Annotated in this window: 7 protein-coding genes, 1 other RNA gene and 1 pseudogene; 4 read left to right on the forward strand and 5 right to left on the reverse strand. The window is 40.0% G+C overall.

Annotation, left to right across the window (positions count from 1 at the left end):
• Positions 1-316: IS66 family insertion sequence element accessory protein TnpB (gene tnpB / locus FZC40_RS09275; RefSeq protein ID WP_148603602.1), on the reverse strand; the 316-nt coding region annotated here is incomplete at its 3' end.
• 180 nt (positions 317-496) lie between these two features.
• Here tnpB and FZC40_RS09280 point away from each other — a divergent pair.
• Together FZC40_RS09280 and FZC40_RS09290 are read left to right on the forward strand one after the other, a co-directional pair.
• A complete protein-coding gene (locus tag FZC40_RS09280) occupies positions 497-2,071 on the forward strand; it encodes an IS3 family transposase (protein WP_148603603.1) in 1,575 nt (524 codons plus the stop codon).
• A gap of 1,357 nt (positions 2,072-3,428) precedes the next feature.
• The gene (locus FZC40_RS09290; protein ID WP_186843816.1) at positions 3,429-3,878 is read left to right on the forward strand and encodes a hypothetical protein; all 450 of its coding nucleotides are present in this window, start codon (positions 3,429-3,431) and stop codon (positions 3,876-3,878) included.
• A 535-nt stretch (positions 3,879-4,413) separates the two neighbouring features.
• On the opposite strand, the gene FZC40_RS09295 is transcribed toward FZC40_RS09290, so the two are convergent.
• Complete coding sequence (locus tag FZC40_RS09295; RefSeq protein WP_148603609.1) at positions 4,414-5,169, reverse strand: MerR family transcriptional regulator; 756 nt, start codon at positions 5,167-5,169, stop codon at positions 4,414-4,416.
• A gap of 166 nt (positions 5,170-5,335) precedes the next feature.
• On the opposite strand from FZC40_RS09295, the gene FZC40_RS09300 reads away from it, so the two are divergent.
• Complete coding sequence (locus FZC40_RS09300) at positions 5,336-6,781, forward strand: MDR family MFS transporter (protein ID WP_148603611.1); 1,446 nt, start codon at positions 5,336-5,338, stop codon at positions 6,779-6,781.
• A 693-nt stretch (positions 6,782-7,474) separates the two neighbouring features.
• Here FZC40_RS09300 and FZC40_RS09305 read toward each other — a convergent pair.
• Positions 7,475-11,974, reverse strand: a complete 4,500-nt coding sequence (locus FZC40_RS09305) for a hypothetical protein (protein ID WP_186843817.1) — start codon at positions 11,972-11,974, stop codon at positions 7,475-7,477.
• 807 nt (positions 11,975-12,781) lie between these two features.
• Here FZC40_RS09305 and FZC40_RS09310 point away from each other — a divergent pair.
• Positions 12,782-13,934: pseudogene (locus tag FZC40_RS09310) on the forward strand (IS3 family transposase).
• A gap of 275 nt (positions 13,935-14,209) precedes the next feature.
• Here the strand turns inward: FZC40_RS09310 and FZC40_RS09315 are convergent.
• Together FZC40_RS09315 and ssrA are read right to left on the reverse strand one after the other, a co-directional pair.
• Positions 14,210-18,070, reverse strand: a complete 3,861-nt coding sequence (locus FZC40_RS09315; protein WP_186843818.1) for a hypothetical protein — start codon at positions 18,068-18,070, stop codon at positions 14,210-14,212.
• A 648-nt stretch (positions 18,071-18,718) separates the two neighbouring features.
• Positions 18,719-19,116, reverse strand: a transfer-messenger RNA (tmRNA) gene (gene ssrA, locus FZC40_RS09320).

Raw genomic sequence — 19,116 nt, forward strand, 5'->3', positions numbered from 1 at the left:
GTTGTTCCAGAGAAAGACCATCCAGAAGCCAGCGTAGCTGCCTTTCTGAAATGCTTTTAACGGTCTGAGATTCATTAAATACCCATTTGAATGTGCCACGGCTCAGCTTACGGTAGTAAAGCCACCAACCATTGTTTGACCAGCGGAGGATTTTGGCTTTATCCCCCTTTCGGTTAAAAAACACATAGAGATGATTGGCAAAAGGATCCATATCAAAAGTCAGCTGTACGAGAGCAGAAAGACTATTTATCGATTTTCTCATATCACAGGGAAAACAGGCAACATAAACCTGATCGATCAATGCGGTGTCAATCATATACCTTGGAGAGTTTTGATCACAGATTTTAAAACAGCGGGCTCAAAACCCGGATGCAGATTGATTTCAAAGTTATTAACCCGGATAATTACTGGTGTTGACTGTTTTTTGCAAGTACTTTTTGCAGAAAGGGGGATGCGGACAAAATCCTGGACTTAGTATAATACCAGGAGGTACCACATGTTTCCCTATCAGGAAAGAATTAAAGCTGTCAAATTGCTTATTCAATACGATATGAGTTACTCTACCGTAATTCGTGAGTTAGGCTATCCTTCCAAAGAATCTCTTTGGAATTGGTACAAGGAGTATTCACTGAACGGCGATCTTCATCAAAATTTTACCAAACAATCGAAATTTACTGATGAAGAGAAACAAAAGGCCGTTAACTATTATCTTGAGCATGGTAAATGTGTATCACGGACAGTGAAAAAGCTTGGTTATCCAAGTCGCCCAATGCTGGATAAATGGATAATAGAGCTTGCTCCAGACCAAAAAAAACATTGCCGTTCCGGTGGAGCTATTGTAAAATATACGCGTGAGCAAAAAGAAAAGGCGGTCATTTCCCTATGTTCCCGTAGTAAACCCGCTAAAGAAGTTGCTGCTGAGTATGGAACAACAAGAGAGAATCTCTATAAATGGAAACGTCTGCTTTTGAAAGAAGGATGCGTTCAGCCAATGAAAAAGCCCATAAAGAAAATCATTCAATCCCAAAATGTTCAATCTCTTGAAGCTGAGGTAACAGAGCTTCATGAAAAAAAAGATGATCTTTCGTCACAGGTTGCTGAACTTCAGAAAGAAGTTCAGCGCCTAAAGATTGAGCGCGATATTTACGAAAAAGCTGCTGAACTCATAAAAAAAGACCAGGGCATTAATCTTCAAACTCTTACGAATCGTGAGAAGGCCATAATTATTAATGCCCTGCGAGAATCCCATCAATTAAATGTGCTTCTCAAAATAATGGATATGGCCAAAAGCAGCTACTGCTATCAGGTACTTGCTATCAATACAGATAAATATGCTGATTTAAGAACAGAGGTGAAAGACACCTTCGAAGAATCATCCAGCAGGTATGGTTACCGCAGAATTCATTCTGTTATAAACTCAGCCGGAACTACCATATCAGAGAAAGTTATTCGCCGAATAATGAAAGAGGAAGACCTTGTGGTTCCGAATATCAAGCGCAAGAAATACAGCTCTTATAAAGGTGAAATCACCCCTGCGGTTGAAAATGTCATTAACCGCGATTTCAGGGCTGATAAGCCCAACAATAAATGGCTGACAGATATAACCGAATTTCATATCCCGGCCGGGAAGATCTACTTATCTCCAATCATCGATTGCTTTGATGGTCTTCCGGTAAGCTGGACCATCAGTACATCACCAAATGCAGAGCTTGTAAATATAATGCTTGATGAAGCTATTATCCAGCTTAGAGACGACGAAAAACCCATCGTTCATTCCGATCGCGGTTGTCACTATCGCTGGCCAGGCTGGCTTGAACGTATTGAAAAAGCTGAGCTTACAAGGTCAATTTCAAAGAAAGGATGCTCGCCAGACAATTCAGCATGTGAAGGATTCTTTGGTAGGCTAAAAAACGAGATGTTTTATGGCTACTCATGGACTGATGTAACGTTAGATCAATTCATTGAACAGCTTGATGCATACATTCGGTGGTACTGTGAAAAACGGATTAAGCTATCACTCGGAGGAATGAGCCCATTAAACTATAGAAAAAGTCTGGGGTTGGTCGCTTAGTCGGTCCAACAAAACGTCCGCATCCCCCATTCTGCAAAAAGTACTTGCAAAAAACAGACAAAAGTATTTATAAATTTAAGAGTAAATCGGCATGGTTTATTTTACCATTTACAGGTCAATAATAAAAACAAAATAAAGGAGAAATTTTTATATGAAAAGTAAACACTGGAGCCGTTCCAACCCCCCCTCACAGATTTAAGCAATTTAGTTCTATTTTGTTACCAACAATTTACTTTTATAATTCATTACAAATAAAAAGCAGCTAAATATTCCTATTTAGCTGCTTTTAAAGTTGTATTTAATTCATTTTTGGTGGAGGCGGACCGTACCGTTTCAAGGTGACAATTGATATTAAAGATTACCGTCATGATTAAAAGGAACCTTTTAATCATGTTAACAGTGGGTTAATTAAGAAACTGCTAAGTTTTTTTAAGATTTGGTTCTGTACAATTTAAGATTGATTTTAAACAAGACGTTTATTTACTTACCAGATTAGTTTATATTATACCATTTTGATGGAGAGGAAACCAGATATTAATAATTAATGGTATAATTGTAACAATAATGATACTGATAACGAGCGGTACTGTTATTTCCAATTTTCTACTGTTAATAACAAAAAATATAACCGTGTCAGTTATCACAATAATAAGAACAATCCTGATAACAAGTTCTGTAAACAAATTCATGACATTATCCTTCTTTCTTAAAATTAAGATAACTATGATTTTTCTTTTGACGCTTCAGGTGAAAAATTTTGAAAACCACACATAGCGCCTTTAATTTAATAGTTATTCATATGGTAACCAAAATTGATTTAAATAACATCAAATTCATTGATATTATACCCTTTTGTATATTAAGTAAAGACATTCTTCAAAATAAATTGTAACGTACTGAATATTATTTTATTTTGGTTTTATAATATTTTGTGTTGTTGGAGTAGCCATCACTAATTTTTTTGCAACAAATAAGAACCAAGATAAAGCCCAATCATTTATAATGTAAACACAACAAAACAATTGATAAAAAAAGAAATTTTTATCGTATCTCATGATTATTCTATATGAAATCTACTGAATTTAAAAGGCCCAAATATTGTTTTTGAAGAAAACTGGTTAGCAGGACAAAATATTCATGGCATCAATGGCAAATTATTTTGTTCAATCCTCTCCTATGCCCCGGGTCACTGTTACCAATTGTGAAAACTTGAAAAACTAAGAAAAATAATTATTTTTGATTTTCTTTCTATCATCAATTATCGGAATTGGGATTTTTGCCAGATCCAATTGTATTATACTGACTCTATTTTACTAGTTTCTTTTTTGTTATCGGTACCACCGACATTGAGATTTATGTGACTGAAAACAATTCCAAAACGCTCAACGCTTTGATCAAACGATTGAAATCTACATATAAAAACAAATCGGATGTTGATCCCTATAAAATGGCTTATCATTTGATGCCTTCGACTACCGAAGCTTCTCTTACTGCCAAACAGATGTACATCAATGGTCACCTCTGTTATGCCCATAAGCTTTCCCTTGTCACCAATGGGCAGGGCATCATCCCTTACATTGCTTTTCTGGATAATGATTTCAAACAGAATCATCAGGAATTGGGATTGAGAAAAAATCAGATTCGCCGGATGAAGATAAAACAATCGCAGATTCTTTGGCGTTACAGCCAGTTATCACAGATTTTTTTTCGCTTCATCTTGATTTTTAGGCCCAACCTTTTCTTGGCGATGCGGCCTTTGATACCATTGCTTTTCTCCAAGAGTCCTGTCATTTTTCTAATGCACTGATTCCCTTGAATCCCAGAAATCAAAGCGAGCTTCCAGTGTTAGGTTTTAATACCTATGTTTATCTCTTATGACACAGTGATCGGATTAAATGGGGCTGTTCCAAAATTCATATGGTCAAAGGATCCCTTATCTGTGATTGTGAATCACCCTGCAATCCTGCTAAATTCGGACGAACAACTTACACGTATGATCATCAGGATTTTCGTTTGTTACCTGGTATTCAATTAGACAGACTCATCATAAAATGGATAGCTACAATTAATTAGACAAAAATTGTGGACAGTAATGAAGGTTAATACTTTTTCGGACAAATGAATATTCCATTTGAATAGATCATACTTTTCGATGTTTTAAAGTACCTTTTACAGAGTAACGCGCATCGCGTAGAGCTTCTTTAATGAGATCGCCTTCCGCATCCTCAATCTACTTTAACAGGACTGTTTTTGGGATAATCCTTTTGATGCTGATGCCTAAATCAATTTTTATTTTAGAAATATGCCAAAGAACATATTTATTCACACACTGCATCATCTGATTATGGATAGATATACCTAATAGCCGAGCTTACAAATTCCGCAAGTCCCGGCGTCTTTTTATCTAAATCTTCTTTATACTTCAAATACGCCTGCCCAATTTTTCGAAGCATGACATCATCACATGGCATCAACATATTTATAAATTCCCTGTAAGTGGTGACCGCCTCTTTTGCCATAAAACTTTCCGGGCCATCCGTCATAGCTTCGTGAAACTTCTCACTGACTTCCATTCCAAGGGCAATGAGCTTACCAAAATCCAAGGTCATTATTTTCGAAGCGTTTTTAAGCATAGATACACTGACTGGGAATATATCGCTTTTCGCTGCCGGAAGAAAAAAATCACTTTCCATTAATTCTCGGATTTCATTCGCATATGTTTTCTTCGTTGCTTCAAGTCTATTTTTATCAAAATCCCTTAGCATTGAAATATCAAATTCATCATTCAATATACGGTCAACTGATAGTATCATTTTTTGCAATTGGGATTGTTTTTTCAAAAGTATTTGTTTATGTTGTCGTATTAACTCTTTTTCCATTTCCTTTGAGTTTTCAAGCATCAACCGAATGTCGTCAAGGGAAATGCCGAGCTCCTTATAAAATAGAATGCTCCATAAGCGGCGCAGACAATCATCATCATATTGGCGGTAGCCCGACTTTTTTACCGCGCTGGGTGGTAATAATCCGATTTCATCATAATATTGCAAGGTTCGCCGGCTTATGCCGGCGAGCTTACTCACTTCATTTACGCTTTTCATTTTCCTGCCTTCTTTCCTTAGTGATCGGTTGAAAATAGTGTCAATTGTTTTTCAAAAGCCTCTTGACTCGAACGTAACGTTATAGATTATATTATATACGAAAGGTGGCGTTCTGCAAAGCAAAAAACTGTGAACAAACGCCGTATATAACAAGGAGGATTAATTTATGATAAATAAAAATGAAAAAGCTCCCGAACTTGAGTCGATTCCAAAGAGCATCATGAACATTGCTTGGATTTTAGTGCTTGGAGCTGTTATGCCACTACTTGATTCAACAATGGTCAACATTGCCATCAACCACTTGAGTACTGATTTCAATACTGGTCTTGATTTAATTCAATGGGTAATTACGGGTTATGTTTTAGCTATGGCAATTTCAGTGCCACTTGCCGGTTGGATGGCTCAACGTTTCAACGGTAAATGGTTAATGATTGGCGCCAATGTAGTATTCTTAGCGGCCTCGATTGCTTCGGGCTTTAGTGGGGATATCTATTTATTGATTATTTCCCGGATTGTTCAAGGTTTCAGTGCCGGCTTTATTTCGACATTGGTGAGTATTTTAATTGTTGAAGTCGCCGGGAGGGAGCGAATGGGACGTCTAATGTCAGCCATTGCTATCCCGTCGGTCTTGGGTCCAATCCTCGGTCCGGTTATTGGCGCTGTGATTATCCAATACTCATCATGGCGTTTCATTTTCTTTGTCAACATTCCTATTGGTATTCTTGCCATCACTTTGATGATTTTGAAGTTGCCTAACTTCACACCGGCTAATGTAAAAGCGAAATTCGACTTCATTGGTATCACTTTATTGGGTGCCAGTTCAGTCGCCTTGATTTATGGGATTGCGCAAGCAGCGAAGAGTGCTACGTTTAACAACAGCACGACTATCGGTTATGTTGTCGCAGGAGTCACAATTTTAGCAATCTACCTGATTTACGCTGCGATCAAAAAGGAACAAGCAATTCTCCCTTTACATTTGTTTAAGACAAAAAGTTTCAGCGCTGTCATGGTTGGCTTGTTCCTTGCAGGGATTGCAACCAATGGTCCAATGTTGTTATTGCCGTTATTTTTCCAAAACATTAAAGGCTTATCGGTTTTGGGTGCCGGATTGATCTTGATTCCACAAGGTATCGGTATGTTAGTTGCTCGTCCATTGATTGGTAAGCTTACTGATAAATTAGGTGCGCGTAACGTAGTCTTGGTAAGTTTGGCATTAGCCATCGTTGGCACGTTTCCATTTGTATTCTTCAATGAGGCTTCTTCACTCATTGTTGTGAGTATTGTCTTGTTTGTTCGCGGTATGGGTATCGGCGGTGTCACCATTCCCATGATGACTGATGCATACACTGGTATGGTCAAACAAGAAATTGCTCAAGCCAGTGTTGGAACTCGACTCATGCAAAATATTGGTGGTGCGTTTGGTTCAGCAGTGCTTGCAACGGTTGTTAGCCTGTCAATCCAAGGTAAAGCACCAACGATTTCTCTCATGATCACTGCTTACCACGATGGTTTCATGTTAGCATTAGTCCTTAGCCTGGTAATGCTCATTCCGGCTTTGTTCTTAACAAACAAAGCTTCTCAGAAATCAGCGAATAGCACTACAGCTCCTTGATAAATTTCTTCTATATCCCTTAGGCAGCGACCAGACCAGAGAACTCATTCAAATGTCGAACATATGATTCGACTGACACAAGGTCAGGATTAACCTGATAATACTTAATTAATTGCGCTCTGTCTGGAAAAATTGCATCCATTTTTCGGACAACGCGCTCTGAATTATTGGTAAGCGCTCACTATCCCACCATTGGAATATTCACTTTCGCGGTCAAAAGCATATGCAAATTTAAGAGTAAATCGGTTTGGTTTATTTTACCATTTACAGGTCAATAATAAAAACAAAATAAAGGAGAAATTTTCAAATGAAAAGTAAACAAAAGAGCCGTTCCGAACCCCCTTCACATATTTAAGCAATTTAGTTCTATTTTATTATCAATAATTTACTTTTATTATTCATTAAAATAAAAAGCGACCAAATGTTTCTATTTAATCGCTTTTATATTGCACTGTATTCATTTTTGATGAAAGTGGGCCGTACCGGTTCGAGGCGACAATAAATATTTCTAATTATCGTCATATTTAATCTCAAACTAACTTTGAATGACTCCCTAAATGATATAATATAACCCCTAAAACATCGTCTATTTCTCATTGTACCACTGCACTTTTAAGAAGATTATAGTTTAATGCAAAACCTAAGGAAATCCATTTAATATTTCTGGATCTCCATAATTTTATGATGTTGTGTCTAAGGAGTAGTGGTGATTGTCAATGTCTGTCCAACAACCGCATCTGCAGGCACATTTGATAAATTTTTGTTCCAACCTGAAGTTGCCGAAACTTTGACATTAAGGTTTTCGATTCCATAACCAGGTAAAAGCATTATTGCAGTTGCATCCTCACCAGTAAGAATAATCTTTAATTCACTTCCGCTAAAATATATGTCCCCTTCATTATTTAGATTAGAATTACTCACTGTTTTATATGGTCCTATAAGATTATAATTTGTAGAAGTACCCGAAACAGTTAGTTTAGAAATATCAAATGTTGATCCGATCGCTACTCCAGTAACATTCAAGGTTAATACCCCTGTATCATCACCTAATTCACCGCCTGTAAAAGTAGCAGTATTGATTTCTTGTACAGTTATTTTTGCATAGTAGGATGAAATTGCTTCTCCCACTGTGTTCTTCGCCACGACAATAATATATGATGCATATGTTTTATCTGAAAAGGTTAATTGATTTGTGCCGACTAACACATCTGCTCCAATCTGTGCACCTTTATCCGTTCCATTAGCTGATGCATAGACTGCATATGCCGTTACGCTGGTTACGTCAGAAGGTTCTGTCCAGCTCACAGTTCCTCCCATTTTACCAACATCCGTATCTGTATTCGTGAATGACAGATTTGTTACTTTGACAGTTGGAACAGCTTTCACGTCTACTACAGCAGTAATTGCATAGTTCGCTGAGTTTGCTTCACCCACTGTGTTCTTTGCCGCCACGATAATATACGCTACATAGGGCGTATTTGCCGGTATTGCCAACTGATTCGTTCCGACTGCCACATCCGTTCCGATTTGTATCCCCTTTGTTGTGCCATTGGTTGATGCATAGACCGCATATGCCGTCACATTGCTTACATCGGATGGTGCTGTCCAGCTCACAGTTCCACTCATTTGATTCTCATCCGTATCAATGTCCGTAAATGTCACACCCGATACTTTAACGGTGGGTACCGATTTATCTATTACTGCTATACTTGCATAGTTTGCGGTGATGGCTTCACCGACTGTATTCTTTGCGACCACGATGATGTAGGGAGAATAAGGCGTATCCGCCGGTATTGCCAACTGATTCGTCCCAACTGCCACATCCGTTCCGATTTGTGTCCCCTTTGTCGTTCCATCAGCTGATGCATACACCGCATATGCCATTACGCTGGTTATGTCGGATGGTGCTGTCCAACTGAGCGTTCCTTCCATATGACCTGTATCTGCATCTGTATCTGTAAACAACAGGTTGGCTACTTTGACAATCGGAACAGCTTTCACGTCTACTACAGCAGTACTTGCGTAGTTCACTGAATTTGCTTCACCCACTGTGTTCTTTGCCGCCACAATAATATACGCTGCATAAGGCGTATTTGCTGATATTGCCACCTGATTCGTTCCGACTGCCACGTCCGTTCCGATTTGTGTCCCCTTTGTCGTGCCATTAGCTGATGCATAGACCGCATATGCCGTCACATTGCTTACATCGGATGGTGCTGTCCAGCTCACAGTTCCACTCATTTGATTCTCATCCGTATCAATGTCCGTAAATGTCACACCCGATACTTTAACGGTGGGTACCGATTTATCTGTTACTGCTATACTTGCATAATTTGCGGTGATGGCTTCACCGACTGTATTCTTTGCGACCACGATGATGTAGGGAGAATAAGGCGTATCCGCCGGTATTGCCAACTGATTCGTCCCAACTGCCACATCCGTTCCGATTTGTGTCCCCTTTGTCGTTCCATCAGCTGACGCATAGACAGCATATGCCGTTACGCTGGTTATGTCGGATGGTGCTGTCCAACTGAGCGTTCCTTCCATTTGACCAGTATCTGCATCTGTGTCCGTAAATAACAGGTTGGCTACTTTGACAATCGGTACAGCTTTCACGTCTACTACAGCAGTACTTGCGTAGTTCACTGAATTTGCTTCACCCACTGTGTTCTTTGCCGCCACAATAATATACGCTGCATAGGGCGTATTTACCGGTATTGCCAACTGATTCGTTCCGACTGTCACATCCGTTCCGATTTGTGTCCCCTTTGTCGTGCCATTAGCTGACGCATACACCGCATACGCTGTCACATTGCTTACATCGGATGGTGCTGTCCAGCTCACAGTTCCACTCATTTGGTTTTCATCCGTATCGAGGTCCGTAAATATCACGCCTGTTACTTTAACGGTGGGCACGGCTTTATCTGTTACTGCAACGCTTGCATAATTTGCGGTGATGGCTTCACCCGCTGTGTTCTTAGCAACAACAATGATGTAGGGTGTATAGGAGGTATCTGCCGGTATGACTAACTGATTCGTTCCGACTGCCACATCCGTTCCGATTTGCGTCCCCTTTATTGTTCCATCAGCTGATGCATAGACTGCATATGCGGTCACATTGCTTATGTCGGATGGCGCATTCCAGCTGATGATTCCTCCCATTTCGTTTTTATCCAAATCTATATCTGAAAATAACAAGTTTGTTACTTTTGTTATTGGCACTACCACCGCATCTGTTACTCCAATGCTTACATAATTCGCAGCGGTTGCTTCTCCTATTGTGTTTTTAGCAACCACAATGATATTAGCTGCATAGGGCGTATTTGCCGGTATTGCCAACTGATTCGTTCCGACTGCCACATCCGTTCCGATTTGTGTCCCCTTTGTCGTGCCATTAGCTGACGCATACACCGCATATGCCGTGACATTGCTTACATCGGATGGTGCCGTCCAGCTCACAGTTCCACTCATTTGATTCTCATCCATATCGAGGTCCGTAAAAGTCACGCCTGTTACTTTAACGGTGGGCACGGCTTTATCTGTTACTGCAACGCTTGCATAATTTGCGGTGATGGCTTCACCCGCTGTGTTCTTAGCAACAACAATGATGTAGGGTGCATAAGGCGTATCTGTCGGTATTGTCAACTGATTCGTTCCGACTGCCACATCCGTTCCAATTTGGTTTCCCTTTGTCGTTCCATCGGCTGATGCATAGACCGCATATGCCGTTACGCTGCTTATATCAGATGGTGATGTCCAACTAACGGTTCCTCCTATTTGACCTGCGTCCGTATCTGTATCAACAAATGTTAAATTTGTTACTTTAACTGTAGGTACTACTATCGTTGCACCGCCACCTTGAGATTGGTCCGGTTTAACAACGGGCGGAACACTAACATCCGGGGCCACTGTTTGGCTTATTGGTGGTCTTTGATAGACAATGTTATTTGCATCCACAGCGGCATGATTAATGGTTCCCTGTCCGGAAATATTTGTATTATCTCCAGAAATAAGCATATTACCAACCGTAGCATCCGCTCCCAGGTTTATATTGCTTCCTGTCGCTGCAGCAGCTATTTGAAAATTGTCAATGACCGTACGACCTGTCGTAGTAATACTCAGACCAGGTGCTCTTACTTCTATGTTTAAATAGCCCCCGTTTATAATGGCCCCTCCGGAAATAAAAGTAAGTGGTGTAAGTGTTCTTTGACCGCTTAAATCAAAAACAAGACCACTCGAATCGATTTCCCTTACGAACACATCATTATAATTTCCTCCTATAATATGCGTACTGTTTTCACCCCCACTGCGAACATAGGTCGTACCATCCACAATGACATTGTTTAAGTTAATCCCACCAACACTTGTTTCAGCCGTGATTTGATTTTCGTTTAAAGCTGTTGTGCCGGTTACTGCATCATTATTTACGATCAGATCTCCTTTTATATGGAGGTTCTGAAGGACTACGTCATTTGCGTTAACTATTACATCATTATTGACTACCGTTGTCGTCGCTTCCGATCCATAGGTTCCAGCATTGTCGTAAGCGGTCGCAGCATTTTTAACAATTTTTATCTGGATTGCTTCCAGACGTAAGCTCTGACCGGTTGTTCCGGCAATCGCACCATCAGCTTTCCAACCTTGTGCCCAGCCATAGTTTTCTCCATGGACCAGGTATTGTACAGAATAGCCCGGCAGCATTTGACCATCTGCTCCCACCAATACAATCTGGATTGCTTCAATACGCTGACATTTTCCCTTTGAACCGGCAAAATCACCATTTGCTTTCCAATTGGATGTATCTGTTAAATTAGTTGGATCATTCTGCCAACCTTCATTTTCGATATGAACATTGTAACGAATGCTTGCTCCTGCAGGAATCGCTTTCCCGGTTGTCAGTTCAATATTGACCCCTTCGATTCGCTTGCTTTCGCCGGTTGTTCCCAAAGTATTATCACCCTGAATCCATGTTCCATCGGTGGGATAATCGCCATAGTCCTGAACATGGCCTCGATATTCAACTCCAATTTCCTTTGTATTTGGTGTCGCATCCGATACAATAATATTGCCAACCGATGCTTCACCACCAACTTCAACATTAGCTGCAAAAACCCCTGTTGAAAAAAGGATTGAAACCATTATGATTGCAAACAGCAGACTTACCGCAACTTTTTTTCCTTTAATTCTTTCCATGTATTCGTTTCCTTTCATTTCTTGATTGTTTTCATTAAGATCATGACATTCTAATTAATCATGATCAATATATTTAGTTGAATCATTAATTAGGAAATAAAAAAAGCCCTCAAAATAACAGGCTACAACCTCTCTAAATAGTACTTTAGATTCAAAAGATGGTAGATTGACATTGATGTCATTGACTGATTGCTTTTGATTAAATACGCGAAATAAAACAATAAACGTATTTAATACTTATATGCATATTTTACAATAATTATTAAATAATGTAAATGTATAAATTAAACAAATATTGTATTTGACTATGGTAAGCATATTTATGCAATTTTATTAAAGATCATAATACACAGTAAATATTTGCAGCTAATTAAAGAAACATCGGGTACATCATAGCACTGCTTAATAACTCTTTATCAGCCCTTTGAATTACCTACGTTTAATAAAAACGGTAGACTAACTGGATCAGTGTACAATTAACTGGATAATAAATAAAACTATTTGAAAAAGGAGAATCTAACTCTGGAGCCGTCCCGAACCCCCTCACAGATTTAAGCAATTTAGTTCAATTATATTACCAATAATTTACTTATATAATTCGTTTTAAATAGAAAACGACTAATTATTTCAATTTAATCGCTTTTATGTTGCATTATAATCATGTTTGATGGAGGTGGACCGTACCGGTTTAAGGTGACAATTGATATCTCTAATTATCGTCATGTTTAATCTCAAATCAACTCTGAAAAACTATAATGTTCACAAATAGTTGGACACAAAATCCAGAAAATAAGATAAACTATACACATGAGTAGAAAACGACGAACCTGGACCCCGGAGGAGAAAGCAGCTATCGTGCTGGAAATCCTCAGAGAAGAAAATACGTTAGCTGAGATCTCTAAGAAGTATGATGTATCTCAGCAATTATTAAGCCGCTGGAAAACCGAATTTATCGCCAATATGTCAGCCGTCTTCAATAAGAAAAATGAAGATGTTGACAAACTCAAGCAGGAGCATGAAGATGAAAAGGAGCTGCTCGTAAAGAAAATAGGCGAATTAACACTGGACGTCGATTGGCTTAAAAAAAACAAATTCAAATCTCACAAATGAAGAAAAAAGAGCGCTGATTGATTGGAAACACCCTTTCTTAACCATAAAAAAACAGTGCAAACTTTTGAAGTTATCGCGATCAACAGCTTATCATGAACCCGTAGATGTTGCACCATCCAAGGATGAAATCAATATCAAAAATGCCATTGATCGTATTCATTTTGAGGAACCATCCTATGGTGTCAGACGAATCCGTAATGAATTGCATAAACTGGGCTTTCATCAAGTAGGCAGGCGTCTTGTCAGACGTTATATGATGGAAATGGATATTGTCTGTTTCTATCCCGGCCCCAATCTGAGTAAGCGAGCCAAAGCTGCCAAAACCTATCCCTACCTGCTGAGAAATCTGGAAATTAACCGACCGAATCAGGTGTGGTCCATTGACATTACATATATTGGAACTCCAAATGGATTTGTATATTTAACAGCTATTATTGACTGGTATTCCCGCTATATTGTGAGATACACCATCAGCAACACACTGCAAACCGACATGGTTACCCGTGTTGTAAAAAACGCCGTAAAAACATATGGTGCCCCTGAAATCATCAACAGCGATCAGAGTGCGCAATTTACTTCAAATGCCTATATTGATCTGATTAAAAGCTTTAAAACAACAAAAATCAGCATGGACGGCAAAGGCCGGGCTACGGACAATATCGCTATTGAACGGTTTTTCCGATCATATAAATGGGAACGCCTGTATTTGTTGTACCCGGAAACCGTCAGTGAAGTGAGAGCCATGACAAAGGAATACATCGCTAAATATAACCATGAGCGCGGTCACCAACGATTCGATTACAAAACACCGGCCGCTGTATTCTATGGGAATATGGCATTAGTTGCCTAATCAAAATGCGAAAGGAGATTTATCTAAAAATTTCTGATTTCGTGTCTTGACAAGCGTGTACATTATAAACTCCCTAAAAGTTATAACATAAGCTCTAAAACATTATCCATCTTTTCATAGACCAAAAACCAACAGGGTATTTGTCCAATTACTTATAGCTTTTTCACTCACCACTGCCATCACATTTCGTTAAGTAAATCCACTTGCTTCAATTTAATTTCAATGCCTATCTGAGACACCGCCTTCCCAAAACTCATTCTGTTGATTATATAGCATCAAGAATGGATCGCCACTTGTATATCAGTAATTGGCTGCAGCGTTGATGTTGAAGTAAATGTTACCTTGGCATCCGTTGTATTTGATATTGCATAACCAGTTACTCCAGCATTCGTTAACGTAGCCGCAATTTTTACAGCTACTGCCGTTTTCGTATCTCCATCTGCTACTGCTACAGTGTATGATACTGAATTTACTTCAACAATGATATTCCCGGCTGCTGTCGCACCTGTTAAAATGGTTAAATCCGCAACTTCCGTTGCTGTATCCAAACCACCGGTTAAAGTAGCTCCTGACACAGCTGTTGTACCGCCACCAGCTTTTGAAAGGGCAATCGTGTTTCCCGCTTCACCAGGATTTTTTGCTCTTACCATGATCTCACCATTATTATAACCGGCATTCACATTTGTTAGCGTATTGATTTTACCCAACAAGTCTAGCAAATTATTGAAATCTGTTCCATAGGTAAACGTTGTGCCATCTACGGTTACAGTTGTAACATCTGCTCCATCGATTCCACCTGTTAGCCAATAGGATGATAGTACTAAATTTCCATTAGATGTATTGAGGGCTATCGTATTGCCTGCTGTTCCCGCAGTTACTGCCTGTATTTCTATTGTATCTGAAGCACTCGTTGCAAGCACCTCTGTACCTAAAGCGGCGTTTATCTCTGCTACCAGTTCATTTTGGGTTGTGAATGTATTTTGTGCCACCACAGTACCGAAGGTAAAGACTATTCCCGCGACGGTGACGGTATCATTAATCTCAGGTGTTCCATACGTGATTGTTGCGGATGCTTTTTTTTCGGCAATATCAGCAGTTGGCGCTTTCAAAGATATTGAACCTGTTGCTTTTACTGCATTTGGTCCTACCCCTTGCGTCGTAACTACTTCAGTAAAACTAATACCAAGCGTTGTGGGGACTGTTATAACGACATCTTTCTCAGCGGACTTTGTGGAGTCCGAGGTTGATGTTGCCACAATGGTAAAGCCTTCTGCTGCTGTTGCGGTTGCGATGGTGACGTCCCCTGAAGAAGCATCCACAGTAACACCCTCTACCGGCGCTTTTAATGCCCAGCTTACTGCTTCTGCCGGCATTATAGTATTATTCTGATCATATACGGTTGCTGAGAAAGGCGATGTTATATCACCATACGAACTAACCGCAATTGAATCATCTCCCGCAATCACGACTGTAGTTGGTTCGGGTATTATAATTATAATGGCTGCCGATGGAGCCGAAACATTACCAGCGGCACCAATGGCATATACATAATACGTTCCGCCAGCAAGACCAGAAGTGTCCAAATCCGCTGGTGTGTTAGCTGTTGCAGCAATCGTTTTGCCAGCTATCGCGGCATTTTCAATCGCATTTTTATTTGGTGCGGTTGTCGATTGAACCAAATAAAGGTTGCCATTCACATCGCTGGTTGCTTCAATCGTATCACCGATATTTATCAGTCCTGTGGTGACGTTTGACAATACCGGTGAAGCAGTAACTGCTGGCGGTGTGATTACATCAACTTTTTTTATCTCTGATTTATTACCTGACATATCGACGAGAGCAAGATATACCTCATAATTTTTTCCGTCTTCTGGAAGAGTCAGCAGAAAATCTTTTGTTTTGCTGCCAACCAACGTTCCGCCATTTCCAGAACTAACGATCCCCGAAAAGTTGGCATTAATAACCTGATCCGGGGTTGGTGTCGGCATTGCCCCATCTTCAACTGCGATATAATAAAACAATGCCGTTCTATTCGTATTTGCCAGTATTTCCACTGTTCTGGACCCATTAGCATACACCGACGCTACCTGCGGATAACCGGACTCAAAAGCTGGTGGTGTTTTATCTGTTCTTACACAAAATGTTGATACGGCATCCGCCGCTTCGACACCGCTCGGTTCAGACACTGCCGCCGCCATGATTGTCATGCTTACATTCGTTACATCCGAAACCACCGCTGCACTTGCGGTACCACCCACCGTGATGGTAATGGTCTTGACGCCGGCATTCCCCGTTGCGGTATAGGTTAAGCCTTCCGGCAAACCGATCACCGCTACGGCCGCTGTTACATCACCTGTTTTTGGGGTCCCGGTTGTTAATAACAAAACATAAGTGTTGTCATTAACAAGCACTTCTTGATTTCCGGCCGCCAACGTAATCGTGTCGTCAGTATTGGTAAATGCGATTTTTGATGCTCTTGTGATCGTTACCTCATAGTAAAGCACCGATGTGCTATTTTGCGCGGTCACTTTAATGAACAGTGTATTATCGCCTACCATCAGTGGCGTTGTAGCTGTCCCAGTAATTGCGCCATCGATAAAATTAGAATTGGTATACAGCATTTTAGTTGCATTGGGTGCTGTTACTATTTGAGATAATGAAAATGTGCCAACAGCATTGTCCACACTTATCGAAGATGTTTTTGGTGATGCTGATATTCCGATTCCTGTCGAGGTGATTGCTTGACCCAATACTGCTGTCAAGTCTGCATCGCTGCTCAGCGTAGATCCTCCCCCGCCACTGGGTGGTTCAGGCGGCTTCACAACTGGTGGAACGATAACATTCGGTGCCACCGTTTGGTTTATCGGTGCTCTTTGATAAACAATATTATTTGCATCCGCAGCGGCATGATTAATGGTTCCCTGTCCGGAGATATTTGTATTATCTCCGGAAATAAGCATATTACCAACCGTCGTTTCCGCACCCAGGTTGATGCTGCTTCCAGTTGCTGCAGCAGCTATTTGGAAATTGTCAATGACAGTACGACCTGTCATAGTAATACTCAGTCCCGGTGCTCTTACTTCGACGTTTACATAGCCCCCATTTACAACAGCACCACCGGAAATAAAAGTAAGTGGCGTAAGAGTTCTTTGACCGCTTAAATCAAAAACAAGACCGCTCGAATCGATTTCTCTTACGAGCACATCATTGTAATTTCCTCCTATAATCTGCGTACTGTTTTCACCCCCGCTGCGCACATAAGTCGTGCCATCCACAATGACATTGTTTAAGCTAATCCCACCAGCACTTGTTTCAGCCGTGATTTGATTTTCGGTTGAAGCAGCTGTTCCGGTTACCGCTTCATTATTGACGATCAGATCTCCCTTTATATGGAGGTTCTGAAGAACAACATCATTTACATTAACTATTACGTCATTATTGACAACTGTTGTCGTCGCCTCCGAACCATAGGTTCCAGCATTGTCGTAAGCAGTTACGGCATTTTTAACAACTTTTATCTGGATCACTTCCAGACGTAAGCTCTGACCGGTTGTTCCGGCAATCGCACCATCAGCTTTCCAACCTTGCGTCCAACCGTAGTTTTCGCCATGAACTAGGTATTGCACGGAATAACCGGGTAATATTTGACCATCGGCCCCTACCAATACAATCTGGATTGCTTCAATACGTTGGCATTTTCCCCTGGAACCGGCAAAATCACCATTTGCTTTCCAATTGGATGTATCTGTTAAATTGGTTGGATCATTCTGCCAACCTACATTCTCGATATGAACATTGTAACGAATGCTAGCTCCTGCAGGAATCGCTGAGCCGGCTGTCAGTTTAATATTGACCCCTTCAATTCGCTTACTTTCGCCGGTTGTTCCCAATATATTATCACCCTGAATCCATGTTCCGTCGGTGGGATAATCACCATAGTCCTGAACATGTCCTCGATATTCAACGCCAATTTCCGCTGTTGATGGTGTCGCATCCGATACAATAATATTGCCAACCGCTGCTTCACCACTTACTTCTACGTTAGCAGCAAAAACTCCTGTAGAAAAAAGGATTAAAACCATTATGATTGCAAACAGTAGACTTACCGCAACTTTTTTACCTTTAATTCTTGCCATGTATTCGTTTCCTCTCATTTTTTGATTATTCTCATTAGGATCAATATATTTATTTGAAGCATTAATTAGGAAATAAAAAAAGCCCTCGAGAAAATAGGCTACAACCTTTCTAAATAGTACTTTAGATGTTAGAAGATGGTAGATTGTCATTGATGTCATTAGACTGGTTACGTTTAGATTAAATACGTGATATAAAATAATAAACGTATTTAATACATATGTGAATATCTTACAATAATTATTAAATAATGTAAATATTTAAATGAATTAATCGAAAATAGTATTTGACTACTGTAGGTATATTTATGTAATTTTATTAAATGATCATAATACACAGTAAGTATTTACAGCTAATTAAAGAAATATCGGGTACATCTTATTACTGCTTCAAATCTCATTATCTGCCCTTAAAATTCCCTAGATTTAATAAAAACATTGACTAGCCCCCTGTATACAATTAATTACACAACAAATAAAACTATTTGAAAAAGGAGAGTCAAACACTAAAGCCGTTCCGACCCCCCCACACGGATTTACGCAATTTAGTTCAATTTTATTACCAATAATTTGCTTTTATAATTCATTTTAAATAAAAAAGCGATCAAATATTTCTATTTAATCGCTTTTTCGTTGCATTATATTCATTTTTGGTGGAGGCGGTGGGAGTCGAACCCACGTCCGAAAGTCCATTCACAGGAGATTCTCCGAGTGCAGTCATTGATTATTTTCTTATTCCTCTTCTTCTCCAATGACAAAGGAAAAAAGAAACCAGTCTCTTATGCGTTAAAGGCCCGAGACACAACCTAAAACGGTTCCCTGCTTCAATGAACGCCGAACCCTGAACCACAGGTTGAACCGGGAGGCGTGCGGCAATAATTTTGCCGCGAAAGTCTTAAAACAACTTTAGTGCGTTATTATGCAGCTAAAGCCATTCCGTAACTTTTTTCTGTTTTTGCGTTTATATTTATGCGCCGCTTTTTACGATGATCAGCAACATCGACTCGCTACTCAAGCTTCAAAACCCCCGTCGAAACCAGTGCGCCCCC

Origin of the sequence: Acetobacterium tundrae, assembly GCF_008086615.1 — a bacterium.
GTDB classification, from domain to species: domain Bacteria; phylum Bacillota; class Clostridia; order Eubacteriales; family Eubacteriaceae; genus Acetobacterium; species Acetobacterium tundrae.

Bases quoted from the DNA above. Each gene is read 5' to 3' on its own strand.
- FZC40_RS09280 (WP_148603603.1), top strand. From the start codon at position 497: ATGTTTCCCTATCAGGAAAGAATTAAAGCTGTCAAATTGCTTATTCAA.
- FZC40_RS09300 (WP_148603611.1), top strand. From the start codon at position 5,336: ATGATAAATAAAAATGAAAAAGCTCCCGAACTTGAGTCGATTCCAAAG.
- FZC40_RS09305 (WP_186843817.1), bottom strand. From the start codon at position 11,974: ATGGAAAGAATTAAAGGAAAAAAAGTTGCGGTAAGTCTGCTGTTTGCA.
- FZC40_RS09295 (WP_148603609.1), bottom strand. From the start codon at position 5,169: ATGAAAAGCGTAAATGAAGTGAGTAAGCTCGCCGGCATAAGCCGGCGA.
- FZC40_RS09315 (WP_186843818.1), bottom strand. From the start codon at position 18,070: ATGGCAAGAATTAAAGGTAAAAAAGTTGCGGTAAGTCTACTGTTTGCA.